Here is a 15,449-nt window from a genome sequence, read left to right on the forward strand (position 1 = left end):
GTCGCTGACCGCGCTCAGCCGTAGAGGGCGGCGTAGTTCTCGCGCAGGAACATCCGCGCCAGCTCGCCGTCGCCGGCCGCGGCGCGCAGCCGGGCCAGCTCGCCCACGTGGTCGCCCCACGGCTCGTCGCTGGCGAACAGGACGCGGTCGGCGCCGGTGCCGCGGCGCTGGATCTCGGCCACCAGCCAGCGCGGGGCGAAGCCGAGGGCCCAGCTGGTGTCGGTGTAGACCTTCTTGCCGGCCTCGACCCAGTCGAAGAACCGGCCGCCGATCAGCTTGATGTGGGCGCTCATCCCGCCGCCGAGGTGGACGAGGTGGATGCGGACGTCGTCGCCGTAGCGGTCGACGAGCGTGCCGACGGCGTCGATGTCCGAGGCCGCGCCCGGGGAGGTGTGCACGTGCACGACGAGGTCGTGCGCGGCCGCCGCGGCGAAGATCGCCTCGATCTGCGGCTGCGACGTCGGGTCGTCCACGCCGCCGCCCAGCAGGAAGCTCGTCTTCAGCGCCACGACACCGCGCTCGCCGGCGAGGGCGAGGGCCTCGCCCGTCAGCTCGGCGTCCTCGGCGCGCGGGGACGTCCACAGCCCGCAGCGGATCCGGTCGTCGCGGTCGGCCGCGTCCAGGACGAGGTGGTTGAGGGCGAACGAGGCCGCCGCGACGGGGACCCCGTAGTTGGGCAGGACGAGCGCCCGCTCGGTGCCCTCCCGGTCCAGGTCGGCCAGCAGCTCGTCGACGCTCGCGCGGGCCGTCGTGGCGGGCGACACGGCCGGGCCCCCGTAGAACGGGTGCGCCGGGAGGGTCCCGAGGTGGCGGTGCGCGTCGAACACGCGCGCGGCGAGCATGCGAGGAGTACACGCCCGCGGTGTTTCGCACCGGTCAACTCCGGAACACGGGTGTGTTTCCGGCGGCTCCGGACGGGGCCGGACGAGGCCTCAGGCCGGGGGGAGCGGGTGGGGTGCGGTGTCCGGCGAGGCGTCGGGCGAGGGGACGCGGCGGCGGCGGCCCGCCGGACGCTCCTCGACCTCGGGCAGCTCCGCCGCCCCGGGCACCAGCACCATCCGGACGTAGCGCAGCACGACCGCGACGATGGCGGCCAGCGGCACCGCGAGGAACGCCCCGGTGATGCCGAACAGCGTGCCCCCCACCGTCACCGAGCCGATGACGACGACGGGGTGCAGGGCCAGCGACCGCCCCACCAGCAGGGGCTGCAGGACGTTGCCCTCCAGCTGCTGCACGATCAGGACGATGCCCAGCACGACGAGCGCCTGCACCCAGCCCAGGGCGACCAGCGCCACGAGGACGGCCAGGGCGCCGCTCGCGACGGCGCCCACGATGGGGATGAACGCGGCGAAGAACACCACGACGGCGAGCGGCAGGGCCAGCGGGACGCCGACGATGCGCAGGCCGATGCCGATGAACACCGCGTCGACGAGGGCGACCGCGGCCTGGGACAGGATGAAGCCGCGCAGCGCGGCCCACACGCGCGTGCTGAGCTCGCTCACGTGGCGGTGCGAGCGCTCGTCGAGCCAGCGCCGCGACCACGGCAGCAGCCGGTCGCCGTCGGAGAGGCAGAAGAAGGTCAGCACGAGGACGAGCAGGGCGGTGACGACGCCGGACCCGACGCTGCCGACACCGCTGACGATCCCGCCCGCGATGCCCTGCGCGTTGGCCTGCAGCTCGGTCGTCACCTGGTCGACGACGGTGTCGATCTGGGTGTCGCCGAGGTTCAGCGGCGGTCCGGTGACGTAGGTCTGCACCTCCGTCAGGCCCGCGGTCGCCGAGTCGGTGATCTCCTGCACCTGCCCCGCGACGTTCGGCACGAGCGCCGCGAAGACCCCGACGACGGCGACGACGAGCAGCAGGAGCGTCACGAGGGCGGCCAGCGCGCGGGGCAGGACGGCCCGCAGGACGTGGGTCAGCGGCCACAGCACCGCGCTCAGCAGGACCGCCAGCAGCAGGGGCAGCAGCAGCGACCAGCCCTTGCCCAGCAGCCACAGCAGCCCGGACACGCCCAGGCCCAGGACGAGCAGCCGCAGCGTCCACCGCGACGCCTCGGTGACGCCGCGCTCGAGGGCCCCGCCCGGACGGCGGCTGCGGCCCCCCGTCGCCGCCCGGTGCGACGGGGCGGTCGGCGGGGACGGGACGGCGTCGCGGGGCGCGGGAGGGGTGGTGTCGCTCACCCCGTGATCGTCCCAGCCCCGCGCCCCCCGGGGGGCTCAGTGGCCCCGGTCGACCCACTCCTGCAGGTGCGGGGCCTCGTCGCCGACCGTGGTGTCGCCGCCGTGGCCCGTGTGCACCCGCGTCTCGGGAGGCAGCTCCAGCAGCACGTCGCGGAGGGAGGCGACGATGGTGCCGAAGTCGGAGAAGGACCGCCCGGTCGCGCCCGGCCCGCCGGCGAAGAGGGTGTCGCCGGTGAAGACGGTGGCCAGCGTCGGCGCGTACAGGCAGACCGACCCGGGCGTGTGGCCGGGGGTGTGCAGCACGTGCAGCTCGGTGCCCGCGACCGTCACGACCTCGCCGTGCGTCAGGTCCGTCGTCGCGACGCCCGGGTTGGTCAGCTCCCAGACCTCGCGGTCGGCGGGGTGCAGCAGCACCGGCACGGTCCGCTCCGGCGTGGAGAACCGCTGCGCCAGCGCGGGTGCCTGCCGGACGTGGTCGTCGTGGGCGTGGGTGGCCACGACGGCCAGCAGGGTCCGGTCGCCGACCGCGGCCGCGATCGCGTCGACGTCGTGGGGCGCGTCGAGGACGACGCACTCGCGGTCGTCGCCCACGATCCACACGTTGTTGTCGACGTCGAAGGTCTGCCCGTCGAGGCTGAAGGTGCCGGACGTGACGAGGTGCTCGACGCGGGCGCTCACAGGACCACCACCGAGCGCAGGACGGAACCGGCCTTCATGGTGGCGAACGCCTCCTCCACGTCGCCCAGCCCGATGCGCTCGGAGACGAAGGCGTCCAGCGGCAGCCGCCCGGCCGCGTGCAGCTCGAGCAGCTGCGGGAAGTCGCGCTCGGGCAGGCAGTCGCCGTACCAGGACGACTTCAGGGCCCCGCCGCGGCCGAACACGTCCAGCAGCGGCAGCTCCAGCGTCATCTCGGGCGTCGGGACGCCGACCAGGACGACGGTGCCCGCGAGGTCGCGCGCGTAGAACGCCTGCCGCCACGTCTCGGGGCGCCCGACCGCGTCGATCACGACGTCGGCGCCGAAGGAGTCGGTGAGCCCCTGCACGGCCGAGACGACGCCCGCCTCGTCGAGCCCGCGGGAGTTCACGGTGTGGGTGGCGCCCAGCTGCTTCGCCCACGCGAGCTTGCGGTCGTCGAGGTCGACGGCGATGACCCGTCGCGCCCCGGCGAGGACCGCCCCGGCGACCGCTGCGCAGCCCACGCCGCCGCAGCCGATGACGGCGACCGTGTCCCCGCGCTGCACGGGGGCCGTGTTGACGGCCGCGCCGAGGCCGGCCATGACGCCGCAGCCCAGCAGGCCCGCGACGGCGGGGTCGATGCCGGCGTCGACCTTCGTGGCCTGCCCGGCGGCCACGAGGGTCTTGGGGGTGAAGGCGCCGATGCCGAGGGCCGCCGACAGCGGGGTCCCGTCGGTCAGCGTCATGGGCTGCGAGGCGTTGTGGGTGGCGAAGCAGTACTGCGGGCGCCCGCGCTTGCAGGCCCGGCACTGCCCGCACACGGCCCGCCAGTTCAGGACGACGGTGTCGCCGACCGCGACGTTCGTGACGCCCTCGCCGGTCGCGGCGACCGTGCCGGCGGCCTCGTGGCCGAGCAGGAACGGGTACTCGTCGTTGATCCCGCCCTCGCGGTAGTGCAGGTCGGTGTGGCAGACGCCGCACGCGGCGACGTCGACGACGACCTCACCGGCGAGGGGTTCCGGGACGACGACGTCCACGGTCTCGACGGGGGCGCCCTTGGTGCGCGAGATCACTCCGGGAACGGTCCAGGCCATGGCCGGACCCTAGTGGCCTCCTCGGACGCGCGGGGGCCGGCGGCCGGCGCGACGAGGGGGCGCCCGATCCGCCGGTAGCCTTGAGGCCGTGAGCCTGCGCCTGTACGACAGCGCCGCCGGCACCGTGCGCGACTTCGTGCCCCTCGTCGAGGGCCGCGTCGGCATGTACGTCTGCGGCGCGACCCCCCAGGGGTCGCCCCACCTCGGCCACGTCCGGTCGCAGGTGGCCTTCGACGTGCTCCGGCGCTGGCTGACCGTGCGCGGCTACGCGGTGACGTCGGTGCGCAACGTCACCGACATCGACGACAAGATCCTCGCGAAGGCCGCCGAGGCGGGCGAGGAGTGGTGGGCGCTCGCCCACCGCCACGAGCGCGAGTTCTCCGCGGCCTACGACGCGCTCGGCGTGCTGCCCGCGACGATCGAGCCGCGGGCCACGGGCCACGTCCCCGAGATGGTCGAGCTGATCGAGCGGCTGATCGCGACCGGGCACGCGTACGCGGCCGCCGACGCCTCGGGCGACGTCTACTTCGACGTGCGCTCCTGGCCCGCCTACGGCGAGCTGACCCGCCAGCGCCTCGCCGACATGGAGCCCGCGTCCGACGCCGACCCCCGCGGCAAGCGCGACCCGCGCGACTTCGCCCTGTGGAAGGGCGCGAAGCCGGGGGAGCCCGCGACGGCGTCGTGGGCGACGCCGTGGGGCCGCGGCCGCCCGGGCTGGCACCTGGAGTGCTCCGCGATGGCGGGGCGCTACCTGGGCGCGGAGTTCGACGTCCACGGCGGCGGGCTGGACCTGCGGTTCCCGCACCACGAGAACGAGCAGGCGCAGTCGCGCGCCGCGGGCGACCGCTTCGCGCGGTACTGGATGCACAACCACTTCGTGACGATGGCCGGCGAGAAGATGAGCAAGTCGCTCGGCAACGTCCTGGGGGTGCCGCACCTGCTCGGGCAGGGGCACCGCGCCGTCGTCCTGCGCTACTACCTCGTCGCGGGGCACTACCGCTCGCACCTGGAGTACTCCGAGACCTCGCTCGTGGAGGCCGAGGCCGCCTACGCGCGGCTCGAGGGGTTCCTGCGGCGGGCGGCGGAGCGCCTCGGCGGGGACGTCCCCGCCGTCGACGTGGCGCCGGAGTTCGCGGCGGCGATGGACGACGACCTCGCGACGCCGGCGGCGCTCGCGACCCTGCACGAGGCCGCCCGGGCCGGCAACCAGGCGCTCGCGGCCGGGGACGCCGGGGCCCTGGCCACCGCCGCCGGGCAGGTGCGCGCCGGGCTGAGCGTGCTGGGCCTGGACCCGGCCAGCGAGCCGTGGGCCTCGGCCGGCGGCTCCGACCACGCGCGCGCGGCACTCGACGTGCTCGTGCGCGCGCGTCTGGAGGACCGTGCGACCGCCCGCGCCGCACGGGACTTCGCCACCGCGGACGCGGTGCGCGACAGCTTGGAGGACGCGGGCATCGTGATCGAGGACACGCCCACCGGAGCCCGGTGGTCGCTGGAGGGCGAGCAGTAGTGGCAGGCAACAGTCAGCGTCGCGGCGCGGTGCGAGGGTCCAAGAAGGGCCCCTCCGTCGGGACCGGCGGCAAGAACCGCCGGTCGCTCGAGGGCAAGGGGCCGACCCCCAAGGCCACCGAGCGGCCGTACCACCCCGCGGCCAAGCAGGCGGCGAAGGCCGCGCACCGCGCGGCCACGTCGAACCGCGCCCCGGCCGGGGGCGGGCCGAACCGGCAGCCGCGCGGCCGCACGGGCGGCAAGAAGCAGGCCGAGACGGAGTGGATCGCGGGCCGGAACTCCATCGTCGAGGCGCTGCGCTCCGACCTGCCCATCACGGGCATCTACGTGGCCAGCCGCATCGAGTCCGACGACCGCGTCAAGGAGATCCTCAAGGCCGCGGGCGACCGCAGCATCCCGCTGCTGGAGGCCTCGCGCGCCGACCTCGACCGGTTCACCGAGGGCGCCGTGCACCAGGGCGTCGCGGCCACCGTGCCGCCGTACGAGTACCTGCACCCCGAGGACCTGCTGGACCGCGCCGCCGCCGTCGGCCACCCGCCGCTGCTCGTGGCGCTCGACGGCGTCACCGACCCCCGCAACCTCGGCGCCGTGGTGCGCTCGGTCGCGGCGTTCGGCGGTCACGGCGTCGTCGTGCCCGAGCGGCGCGCGGCCGGCATGACCGCCTCGGCGTGGAAGACGTCGGCCGGGGCGGCCGCGCGGATCCCCGTCGCCCGCGCCACCAACCTCACGCGGGCGCTGCAGGAGTACCAGCAGGCCGGGCTGTTCGTCGTGGGCCTCGACGCGGGCGGTGACGTCGAGCTGCCGGACCTGCGCCTGGCCGACGGCCCGATCGTCGTCGTGGTCGGCGCCGAGGGTGCGGGCCTGTCGCGGCTCGTGCGCGAGACGTGCGACCAGGTCGTCAGCATCCCGATGGCCGGTCGCTTCGAGTCGCTCAACGCGGGCGTCGCGGCGGGGATCGCGCTGTACGAGGTCGCCCGGCACCGCTGACGCGGGGTCGCCCCCGGGACGTGCTCCCGGGGGCGGACGCGTTCGTCACGAGGGGCGGGGCCGACGGTAGGAGCGGCGCGTCCACGCCCAGCCGAGGACGGTCAGGGCGACGCACCAGCCGACGGCCGTCCACGTCGTGGTCGCGTCGAGCGGGGTGCCCCCCAGCAGGCCCCGCACGGTCTCGATCACCGGCGTGAACGGCTGGTGCTCGGCGAAGAGCCGGACCGCGGTGGGCATGGTGTCGACGGGCACGAACCCGCTGCCCAGGAACGGCAGCAGCAGCAGGACCATCGGGGTGTTCGAGGCCGACTCCACCGACCGGGCCGCCACGCCCATCGCCACGGCCAGCCAGGTCAGCACGACCGCGAACAGGGTGAAGAAGCCGGCGAGGCCGAGCCAGCCGGCTCCGCCCGCGCCGGGCCGGAACCCCAGCAGGACGGCGACGCCGAGCACGGCCGCGGCGGCCACGAGCGTCTGCAGGACGGCCCCGACGACGGAACCGCCGAGCACCGCGACGGGGGCGACGGGCGTGGTGCGCAGCCGCGTGACGATCCCGCCCGTCATGTCCATGGCCACGCCGATCGCGGTGGCCTGCGCGATGCTCGACGCGGTCATGACGAGGACGGCGGGCGCGATGTAGTCGAGGTAGGCGGCGCGCCCCGCGGCCCCGGGGGCGGTGCCCGCGGCGACGCCCGCGCCGAAGGCCCCGCCGAACACGTAGACGAAGAGCAGCAGCAGCACGACGGGCATGAGCACGATCAGGACGGTCAGCGACGGGTAGCGGACCATCCGCAGCAGGCTGCGCCGCGTCATGGTGGCGAGGTCGCGCGCGGCGCGCGGCAGGCCGGCGCGCGCGGTGCGGTGCGGGGCGGCGGGGTGCGGTGCGGCGGCGACGGTGCTCATCGGGCCACCTCCTCCTGGGTCCGGTCCTGCGTGGGTGCGGTGAGGGCGAGGAAGACGTCGTCGAGGGAGCCGGCGTCGTGGGCGGCCTTGAGGCCGGCCGGGGTGTCGTGCGCGACGAGGCGGCCGCCGTGCAGGACGGCGACGGCGTCGGCCAGCTGGTCGGCCTCGTCGAGGTACTGCGTGGTGAGCAGCACGCTGGTGCCGCCGGCGACCAGGCCGCGCACCTGCTCCCACAGGTCGCGGCGGGCGCGGGGGTCGAGGCCGGTCGTGGGTTCGTCGAGGAACACGACCTGCGGGCCGGGGACGAGCGTCATGGCCAGGTCGAGCTTGCGCCGCATGCCCCCGGACAGCTGCTGGCCCTGCTTGCGGGCGGCGTCGCCGAGGCCGAACCGCTCGACCAGCTCCGCGGTGCGGGCGCGACCCTCGCTGCGGGGCAGGTGGAACAGGTCGGCCACCAGGCGCAGGTTCTCGGCGACGGTGAGCAGCGGGTCGACGGCGGAGAGCTGGCCCGTCACGCCGATGAGGTGGCGGACGGCCTGCGGGGCGCGGGCGACGTCGTGGCCCAGGACGCGGGCGGTGCCGGCGTCGGCGGGCAGCAGCGTCGAGAGGATCGAGACGACGGTGGTCTTGCCCGCCCCGTTGGGGCCGAGCAGCGCGGTGACCGTCCCGGCGGGGACCGTGAGGTCCACCCCGTCGAGCACGGTCTGGGCGCCGTAGCGCTTGGTGAGTCCGGCGATCTCGATCGCCGGGGTCGCTGAGGTGGGCACGACTGCTCCTCGTGGCTGGGCCGGGTTCCTCCCGGCGGCGCCGGGAGGGTCAGATGTCGAGGTCCTCGACCTCGGGTTCGCCGGCGTGGACCTCCACCAGCGCAGCGAGTTCGGCCGGGACGGCGGCACGCAGGTCCGCCAGGCCGTCGAAGACCAGGAGGACGTTCGTCGCGGGCGTCTCGCCCCACTGCTGGTCGGCGCTGACGTACTTGCGCCAGCCCGTGAGCCGGCCGTCCCTGCCGGCGGTGTGCACGAAACCCCCGGGCCGCGCGACGTGCACGGCGAAGCGGCCGCTGCGGGTGCGGTAGACGCGGTAGTGCTCCTCGTCCCCGCCGGCGACGCGGTGCCAGTCGATCAGCAGCACGCCCTGGAACCGCTGCTTCCTGGCGCCCGCACCCACGCGGACGGTGATCTCCTCGTAGCCATCGGCGCGGCCCTCCTCGACCTCGACGAGCCGGTGGACGGCCTTGGAGATGGCGGCCGACAGGTTCCCTCCCGTGAGGTCCTGCGCGCGCTGGAACACGGGGAGGTCGCTGTCGGAGACGTAGATCGTCTTGTTCGGCACGCTCTCATCGTAGCGATGGAACCAGTATACGCATACGTCTACGTACATCAAGGGTTCTGCCCAGCGGGATGCCGGATCAGCCTGCGTGACCGGGGCCGACGTCGTCGCCTGCGACCTCGCCCCGGAGCTGTTCGCCGACGGGCGCCGCCGCGACGCCGACGCCGGGGTGGACGTCACCTGGGTCGAGGCGGACGCCGAGGACCTGCCGTTCGGCGACGGCGAGCCCGACGCGGTGATCTCCTGCGTCGGGGTGGTGTTCGCCCCGCACCACGCGGCGGCCGCCGCGGAACTCCTGCGCGTCTGCCGGCCCGGCGGGACCCTCGCCCTGCTGAGCTGGACGCCGGCGGGTCTCGTCGGGCAGCTCTTCGCGACGATGGGGCCCTACGCGCCGCCGCCGCCCGCCGGGGCGCAGCCGCCGCCGCGGTGGGGCGAGGAGGCCCACGTGCGCGGGCTGCCCGGGGACGGGGCGGAGGTGCTGACGGCCGAGCGTCGCACGCTGCACGTCGAGCACCCCGGTCGCGTCGCGGCCCTGGGCGCCGCCCTCGACGACCTCGCCGCCCGGTGCACCGGGGAGGACGGGGCGATGGAGCGGGAGTACCTGCTCCTGACGGCCCGCCGCCGCGGGGCGCCCGCCACCTCTTGACCTGAGACCGTCCGGGCACACAACGTGGTCACGTGAACACCACGGTGGTGCCCTACCTGGCGGGTTCCCTGCTGCTGCTCCTGGCCGGGGTCGCCAAGCTCCGCCGGCCGCTGGGGACCCGGCAGGCCCTGCGCACGCAGGGCCTGCCGTCGGCAGCCTGGCTCGTGCGCTCGCTCGGGGCGGTCGAGGTCCTGCTCGCGGTCGCCGCCTTTGCGCAGGTGCCCGGCGCTGCGGCCGGTGTCGCGCTGGCCTACCTCGGGTTCAGCGGGTTCGTCGTGCTGGCGCTCGTGCGCAAGCGCCCGCTCAGCTCCTGCGGCTGCTTCGCGGGCCCCGACGTCCCGCCGACCCCGGGCCACGTCGTCGTGACGGCGCTCGCCGCGGCCGCCGCGACCCTCGTCGCGCTCGGGCGCCCCGCGGGCGTCCCGGCCCTGCTGGACGCCGGCCCGGCCACGGCGCTCGCCGTCACCGGCTCCGCCGTCCTCGTGGCCTGGCTCGCGCTGCTGCTGATGACGCGGCTGCCGGAGCTCGTGGCCCTGCGGGGGGCGGCCGCGTGACCGCGCTCGTCGTGGGCCTGACCGTGGCCGTCGCCCTGCTGGGCGTGGTCGTCGCGGGCCTGCTGCGCAGCCACGCCGAGATCCTGCGCGCGCTGCACGAGCTGGGCGCGGGGCGCGAGGACACCGCGCCCGGCAGCGCCGGGGGGCCCGTGGACCTGCCGTTCGAGGTCGGCCGCGGGGTGCTGTCCGCGGCCGGCGGCGGGGCCGGGGTGACGGGCAGCGCCGCCCCGGACGTCGTGGGCGCCACGCCCGCGGGCGACACCGTGCAGGTCAGCGTGACCGCCGGCGGCGGCGCGACCCTCGTCGCGTTCCTGTCCAGCGGCTGCCTGACCTGCCACGGGTTCTGGGAGCGCTTCGCCGCCTCCGCCCCGGGGTTGCCGCCGGCCACCCGCCTCGTCGTCGTGACGCAGGGGCCCGAGCGGGAGAGCGCCGGCGCGGTGCAGCGGCTCGCGGGGCCCGACCTGCTCGTGGTCATGTCGACCGCGACCTGGGAGGCCTACGAGGTGCCGGGCTCGCCGTACTTCGTCCTCGTCGACGCCGCGACGGGCCGCGTCGCGGGCGAGGGCAGCGCGACGGGCTGGGACCAGGTGCAGCGCCTCGTGGGGGAGGCGGCCGGCGACCTGGCGCTCGCGCGCAGCGCCGGTGCGCACCACGACCACTCCCACCGCCGGGACGCGGGCGACGGACCGCACCGCGAGGCGCGCGCCGACCGCGAGCTGCTGGCGGCCGGCATCGCCCCGGGCCACCCGAGCCTGCAGCTGACCGCCGACGAGGTCGTCGACCTCGACCGCGCAGACGAGGCCTCCCAGCCCGGCGGCCACGCCGGTGCGGGCGCGCCGGGCCGGGACTGAGCGCGTGAGCCTCGCGGCGTGGGCGCTCCTCGCGGGCGTGCCCACCGCCGTCGTCGCGGCGCTGCGTTCGATGTGGTCGCCTTGAGGCGAGTCGATGCTCTCGAGCATCACCCCGCTCGGTGAGCGGGGCCGCGCCAGCCGGTGGCCCGTCACGGTCGCCTTCCACCTCCTCGGGTCGGCCGCCGCCGGCGCCGCGCTCGGTGCAGCCCTCGGCCTCGCCGGCGCGCTGCTGCCCCTCGAGCGCGACGTCCCCGCGGCCGTCGCCCTGGTGCTCCTCGCGGGCTTCTGCGCCGCGGCCGTGGCCGTCGAGACCGGCCGCCTCCCCGCGCTGCCCACCTGGCACCGCCAGGTCGACGAGGACTGGCTGCACCGCTACCGCGGCTGGGTCTACGGCCTCGGCTACGGGGCCCAGCTGGGGGTCGGTGTCGTCACGATCGTCACGTCGCCGCTGCTCTACGCCGCCCTGGCGCTGGCGCTGCTGACGGGCGGCCCCGCGGCCGGCGCCGCCGTCGGGTTCGCGTTCGGCCTCGCGCGGGCCGCGCCCGTGCTGGCCACCCGCACCGTCACCACGGCCGCCCGCCTCGGCGCGGCGCACCGGCGGCTGGAGCGCCTGGCGCCGGCCGGACGGACCGCGGCCGCCACCACCGCCGCGCTCCTGGTGCTCGCGTGCGCCGCGCAGCTCGTCCTCGGGGCGCCCGCGTGAGGAACGAGGAGACGGCGACGACCACCGACGCGACCACGACGACAGGAGGCTGCTCGTGCTGCTGAGCGCACACGGGATGGGGCTCGACGCCCCACCCGGCTGGGAGGTCCGCATCTCTCGGCGGACGGCCGCGGGCCAGGAGGGGGACTCGCGCACCCGGCCCGTGCTGCACGCCGCGACCGTCGCGCTGCCCGTGGTGCGCGGCGACTTCGGCGGCGGCGTCACCGGGCTGCTCTCGGCGACGGACCTGTTCGTGTCGCTGTTCGAGCAGGGGCCCGACGCCGTGGGCACCGCGCTGTTCTCCGACCGCGGCCGTCCCCGTCCCGTGGCGGCGGACTTCTCGCCGAACCGTCTGCAGCGCACCATCGCGGGCCAGTCCGGCGGCCAGTGGTTCTTCACCGAGGCCGGACGGGCCTTCAGCCTCTACGTCGTCCTCGGCAGCCACGCCCGGCGCGTGGAGCTCGTGAACCGACTGACGGGCGTCCTGTCGACGCTCGACCTCACTCCGGGAGACGCCTCGTGAGCACACCGCTGGTCGACCGCCTCGCCGGCCTGCTCGCCACCCGCACGGGCCGCCGGGGGTTCCTCGCGCGCACGGCCGTCGTGGGTTCGGCGCTGACCGTCGGGCCCGTGAGCTTCCTGACCCGCCCGGGCACGGCCTACGCCGCGGTGTGCGGCATCGACTCGACCTGCTCGTCGGGGTACACGGTGTTCTGCGCCACCATCAGCGGCGGCGTGAACCGCTGCCCGCCCGGCAGTCTCGTCGGCGGCTGGTGGAAGTCGGAGGGGTCCGGGTTCTGCTGCGGCGGCGCGCGCTACTACGTCGACTGCCACAGCTACTGCTCGTGCGGCTGCAGCGGACGCAGCACCTTCTGCGGCGAGGGCTGCCGCGCCTGCTCGTGCGGGTGCGGACCCGCGGGGCAGTGCGACCAGCGCAAGGTGTGCTGCAACGAGTTCCGCTACGGCCAGTGCCGCCAGGACGTCCGGTGCACGGGGCCCGTGTGGTGCCGCGTCGTCACGTGCACGCCGCCGTGGCGGATCCCGGCCTGGGACTGCTCGACGACGAGCGCGACCGACCAGCGCACGGGGTCGCACGGGGCGCCGTCCCTGCAGGACTGCACGGCCATCGGCAGCCGCTACACCGCGCTCGGCGGGCAGGGCGGGGTGCTGGGCGAGGCGCGCACGCCGGAGCTCGCCACGCCCGCGGGTGACGGCGCCTACCAGCACTTCGACGCCGGGTCGGTCTACGTCTCCAACCGCACGGGCGCGCACGAGGTCCACGGCGCGATCCGCGAGGCGTTCGCGCGCAGCGGCTGGGAGGCCGGGCCGCTGGGCTACCCCCTCACCGACGAGACGCCCACCCCCGACGGGCGCGGGCGGTTCAACCACTTCGAGCGGGGGTCCGTCTACTGGACCGCCGCGACGGGGGCGCACGAGGTGCACGGCGCGATCCGCGAGCGGTGGCGGGCGCTGGGCTGGGAGCGCGGCCCGCTGGGCTACCCCGTCACCGACGAGAGCACGACGCCCGACGGGCGCGGCCGCTACAACCACTTCGAGGGCGGCGACCCCTCCGGTGACGGGTCCGCGTCGGTGTACTGGACCGCGGCCACGGGCGCGCAGGCGGTGCTGGGCGACGTCCGCGAGGTGTGGGCCGCCTCGGGCTGGGAGACCGGTCCGCTCGGGTACCCGGTCACGGGCGAGGTCCGCACCCCGGACGGGCGGGGCCGGTTCACCCACTTCGAGCGCGGATCCGTCTACGCCTCGGCCACCACGGCCGCCACGCCGGTCCTCTCGCCCGTGCGCGAGGCGTGGGCGGCGGCGGGCTGGGAGACGGGCCCGCTCGGCTACCCCGTGGCGCCCGCCCGGCCCGCGGGCCCCGACGAGGTCCGGCAGGAGTTCCAGCGCGGGTCCGCGCGGCTCACCGTGAGCACCGGGGCGGTCGTGCTCGTCCCGGCCTGAGACCACCGCGGGGGCGGCGGTCCCGGGCCGGGACGAGGGCGGTGCGGCGGCGGCTCAGTCCGACAGGGCGAACACCGTGGTCGTCTCGTACGTCTCGCCGGGCCGCAGCACCGTGGACGGGAACCCCGGCTGGTTCGGGGAGTCCGGGAAGTGCTGGGTCTCCAGGGCGAGGCCGTCGCCCTGGCGGTACACCCCCCCGCCCGTGCCCACGAGGGTGCCGTCGAGGAAGTTGCCCGAGTAGAACTGCAGACCCGGTTCCGTCGTGAGGATCTCCAGCGTGCGCCCGCTGTCCGGGTCGTGGACGGTGGCGGCCTCCTCGAGCTCGTCCTCCGTGTCGCGGTCGAGGACCCAGTTGTGGTCGTAGCCCTGCCCGAAGAGGATCTGCTGGAACGGTTCCCGGATCCGCTCACCGACGGGGGTCGCCCGCCGGAAGTCCATGGGGGTCCCCGCCACCGGCGCCAGCTCCCCGGTCGGGATCAGCGTCGCGTCGACGGGGGTGTACCGCGACGCGGGGATCTCCAGCTCGTGGTCCTCGATCGACCCCGAGCCCTCACCGGACAGGTTCCAGTACGTGTGCTGGGTGAGGTTGACGACCGTGGGCGCGTCCGTCGTGGCCTCGTAGTGGACCGTCAGCTGCTGGTGGCGGTCGAGCGTGTAGGTCACCTCGGTGGTGAGCTCGCCGGGGTAGCCCTGGTCGCCGTCGGGGCTGACGAGCCGCAGCCGCAGCGACACCTCGCGCGATCCGCTCACGGGGGTCGCCTCCCACACCCGCTTGTCGAAGGAGTCCGTCCCGCCGTGCAGGCTGTTGGGCCCGTTGTTCAGCGGGAGCTGGTGCTCGACGCCGTCGAGGGTGAACTTCCCGCCCGCGATCCGGTTGCCGTAGCGGCCGATCAGGGCACCGAAGTAGGGACCCGGGTTGTTGCCGGCGACGTAGCCCTCGAGGTCGTCGAAACCCAGGACGACGTTGTCGCGGTCGCCGTCGGAGTCCGGCACCTCGAGGCTCTGGACGATGCCGCCGTAGGTGATGACGCGGACCGTCATGTCACCGTTGACGAGCGTGTAGCGCTCCACGGCCTCGCCTCCGGGCGTCGTGCCCCAGGCCTCGGCGGAGATGCTCGGGCGGGACTTGGCGGCCGCGGCCGTGGCCGCGGTGACGCCTGTGGCGGCCACGAGGCCGAGGCCGAGGACGGCGGCGAGGGCGCGCGTGCGCCCGGTGCTGGGACGGGGGGGCATGAGGTTCTCCCGGTGGTGAGGCGTCGTTGCCGCCCGGTGCACGGGTGGTGCACAGGGGGAGTGCGGCGAACGTAGGGCTGCGCCCCAGCGGTGTCAACGGGGCGTCGTGCGCCGTGCGCGCAGCGGCGCGCGCTGGGCCGGACGGGGGTGGCCCCCGCGTCCGGCGGGACCGGCTCGCGGGAGCCGGTGCCCCTGTCGGCGCCGCGCGGGCGTGGTCGAGGATGGGACCGGTGCGCGCCGCCGCGGTGGGCGGGCGCCCGCTTGACACGACCGGCGGGGCGGACAACAATTTGAAGCCGCAACAACCGAGGAGGACCCGTGACCGAACCCCGCTGGCTCTCGCCGGACGAGCGCCGCGTGTGGTTGCGGCTGGCCGCCCTCATGCAGCTGCTGCCGGCGGCCCTGGACGCGCAGCTGCAGCGCGACGCCGACCTCACCGCGACGGCCTACCTGACCCTCGCGATGCTCTCGGAGGAGGACGACCACCGCCTGCGCATGAGCGAGCTCGGGGCCCGCTCCAACGCCAGCCCCTCGCGCATGTCGCACGTCGTCGCCCGTCTCGAGAAGGACGGCTACGTGCGCCGCGAGCGCAGCACCGACGACGGCCGCGGGCAGGTCGCCGTCCTCACCGACGCGGGCCTCGCGAAGCTGGAGGAGACCGCGCCGGGGCACGTCGAGCACGTGCGGCAGCTGGTGTTCGACCCGCTGGCCCCCGAGCACCTCGACCAGCTCGACGAGGTCGCCTCGGCCATCCTCGGCGTGCTCGACCCGGGTGGCCGCTTCGCCGCGACCGCCCTGGCGCGGAGCCGGTGCTCCGGCCAGGGCTGAG

16 protein-coding genes and 1 pseudogene are annotated in these 15,449 nt (G+C 75.8%); 9 read left to right on the top strand and 8 right to left on the bottom strand.

Going from position 1 to position 15,449, the window contains the following annotated elements; translation table 11 throughout:
- Positions 1-14: 14 nt before the first annotated feature.
- The 4 genes from GTR02_RS02120 to GTR02_RS02135 all read right to left on the bottom strand — a co-directional run bounded on the left by GTR02_RS02120 (position 15) and on the right by GTR02_RS02135 (position 3,949).
- Positions 15-842, bottom strand: a complete 828-nt coding sequence (locus GTR02_RS02120) for an amidohydrolase family protein (RefSeq protein ID WP_166605827.1) — start codon at positions 840-842, stop codon at positions 15-17.
- A 90-nt stretch (positions 843-932) separates the two neighbouring features.
- Complete coding sequence (locus tag GTR02_RS02125; RefSeq protein WP_166605828.1) at positions 933-2,180, bottom strand: AI-2E family transporter; 1,248 nt, start codon at positions 2,178-2,180, stop codon at positions 933-935.
- Positions 2,181-2,216: 36 nt separating this feature from the next.
- Positions 2,217-2,858, bottom strand: coding sequence for an MBL fold metallo-hydrolase (locus GTR02_RS02130; protein ID WP_166605829.1), 642 nt, complete (start codon positions 2,856-2,858; stop codon positions 2,217-2,219).
- Entirely contained in the window at positions 2,855-3,949 is a 1,095-nt protein-coding gene (locus GTR02_RS02135; RefSeq protein WP_166605830.1) for an S-(hydroxymethyl)mycothiol dehydrogenase, read from the bottom strand. The genes GTR02_RS02130 and GTR02_RS02135 overlap by 4 nt, the downstream gene beginning before the upstream one ends.
- Positions 3,950-4,037: 88 nt before the next feature.
- Here GTR02_RS02135 and cysS point away from each other — a divergent pair, with 88 nt between their 5' ends.
- Positions 4,038-5,456, top strand: a complete 1,419-nt coding sequence (cysS, locus tag GTR02_RS02140) for a cysteine--tRNA ligase (protein ID WP_166605831.1) — start codon at positions 4,038-4,040, stop codon at positions 5,454-5,456.
- Complete coding sequence (gene rlmB / locus GTR02_RS02145; RefSeq protein WP_166605832.1) at positions 5,456-6,442, top strand: 23S rRNA (guanosine(2251)-2'-O)-methyltransferase RlmB; 987 nt, start codon at positions 5,456-5,458, stop codon at positions 6,440-6,442. The genes cysS and rlmB overlap by 1 nt, the downstream gene beginning before the upstream one ends.
- Positions 6,443-6,487: 45 nt before the next feature.
- On the opposite strand, the gene GTR02_RS02150 is transcribed toward rlmB, so the two are convergent.
- The 3 genes from GTR02_RS02150 to GTR02_RS02160 are packed head-to-tail and all read right to left on the bottom strand — an operon-like array spanning position 6,488 to position 8,677.
- A complete protein-coding gene (locus tag GTR02_RS02150) occupies positions 6,488-7,345 on the bottom strand; it encodes an ABC transporter permease (RefSeq protein WP_166605833.1) in 858 nt (285 codons plus the stop codon).
- Positions 7,342-8,112 carry an ATP-binding cassette domain-containing protein gene (locus GTR02_RS02155; protein WP_166605834.1) on the bottom strand — a complete coding sequence of 257 codons (771 nt, stop codon included), beginning with the start codon at positions 8,110-8,112 and terminating at the stop codon, positions 7,342-7,344. Before GTR02_RS02155 ends, GTR02_RS02150 begins: the two co-directional genes overlap by 4 nt.
- 49 nt (positions 8,113-8,161) lie before the next feature.
- Positions 8,162-8,677, bottom strand: a complete 516-nt coding sequence (locus GTR02_RS02160; protein ID WP_166605835.1) for an EXLDI protein — start codon at positions 8,675-8,677, stop codon at positions 8,162-8,164.
- Between the two features lie 79 nt (positions 8,678-8,756).
- Between GTR02_RS02160 and GTR02_RS02165 the strand changes: the two are divergent.
- From GTR02_RS02165 to GTR02_RS24120, 6 genes and pseudogenes are all read left to right on the top strand, one after another.
- A pseudogene (locus GTR02_RS02165) lies at positions 8,757-9,320 on the top strand (class I SAM-dependent methyltransferase); the annotation flags it as partial.
- 32 nt (positions 9,321-9,352) lie between these two features.
- Positions 9,353-9,874 carry a MauE/DoxX family redox-associated membrane protein gene (locus tag GTR02_RS02170; protein ID WP_166605836.1) on the top strand — a complete coding sequence of 174 codons (522 nt, stop codon included), beginning with the start codon at positions 9,353-9,355 and terminating at the stop codon, positions 9,872-9,874.
- The gene (locus GTR02_RS02175) at positions 9,871-10,725 is read left to right on the top strand and encodes a TlpA family protein disulfide reductase (protein ID WP_166605837.1); all 855 of its coding nucleotides are present in this window, start codon (positions 9,871-9,873) and stop codon (positions 10,723-10,725) included. The genes GTR02_RS02170 and GTR02_RS02175 overlap by 4 nt, the downstream gene beginning before the upstream one ends.
- 94 nt (positions 10,726-10,819) lie before the next feature.
- Positions 10,820-11,428 carry an urease accessory protein UreH domain-containing protein gene (locus tag GTR02_RS02180; RefSeq protein WP_166605838.1) on the top strand — a complete coding sequence of 203 codons (609 nt, stop codon included), beginning with the start codon at positions 10,820-10,822 and terminating at the stop codon, positions 11,426-11,428.
- Positions 11,429-11,483: 55 nt separating this feature from the next.
- Positions 11,484-11,951: a hypothetical protein gene (locus GTR02_RS02185; protein WP_166605839.1), complete on the top strand. Its 468-nt coding sequence runs from the start codon at positions 11,484-11,486 to the stop codon at positions 11,949-11,951.
- A complete protein-coding gene (locus tag GTR02_RS24120) occupies positions 11,948-13,387 on the top strand; it encodes an LGFP repeat-containing protein (protein ID WP_166605840.1) in 1,440 nt (479 codons plus the stop codon). The genes GTR02_RS02185 and GTR02_RS24120 overlap by 4 nt, the downstream gene beginning before the upstream one ends.
- Before the next feature lie 54 nt (positions 13,388-13,441).
- Here GTR02_RS24120 and GTR02_RS02195 read toward each other — a convergent pair whose 3' ends face one another.
- Positions 13,442-14,620 (bottom strand): aldose epimerase family protein, encoded by a 1,179-nt coding sequence (locus tag GTR02_RS02195; protein ID WP_166605841.1) that lies wholly within the window; start codon positions 14,618-14,620, stop codon positions 13,442-13,444.
- Between the two features lie 318 nt (positions 14,621-14,938).
- On the opposite strand from GTR02_RS02195, the gene GTR02_RS02200 reads away from it, so the two are divergent.
- A complete protein-coding gene (locus tag GTR02_RS02200) occupies positions 14,939-15,448 on the top strand; it encodes a MarR family winged helix-turn-helix transcriptional regulator (protein ID WP_338073519.1) in 510 nt (169 codons plus the stop codon).
- Position 15,449 lies beyond the last annotated feature (1 nt).

This window comes from Kineococcus siccus (assembly GCF_009906795.1).
Classification (GTDB): domain Bacteria; phylum Actinomycetota; class Actinomycetes; order Actinomycetales; family Kineococcaceae; genus Kineococcus; species Kineococcus siccus.

Coding starts and splice junctions, on each gene's coding strand:
- GTR02_RS02120 (WP_166605827.1), bottom strand. CDS start 842: ATGCTCGCCGCGCGCGTGTTCGACGCGCACCGCCACCTCGGGACCCTC.
- GTR02_RS02135 (WP_166605830.1), bottom strand. CDS start 3,949: ATGGCCTGGACCGTTCCCGGAGTGATCTCGCGCACCAAGGGCGCCCCC.
- GTR02_RS02150 (WP_166605833.1), bottom strand. CDS start 7,345: ATGAGCACCGTCGCCGCCGCACCGCACCCCGCCGCCCCGCACCGCACC.
- GTR02_RS02180 (WP_166605838.1), top strand. CDS start 10,820: ATGCTCTCGAGCATCACCCCGCTCGGTGAGCGGGGCCGCGCCAGCCGG.
- GTR02_RS02195 (WP_166605841.1), bottom strand. CDS start 14,620: ATGCCCCCCCGTCCCAGCACCGGGCGCACGCGCGCCCTCGCCGCCGTC.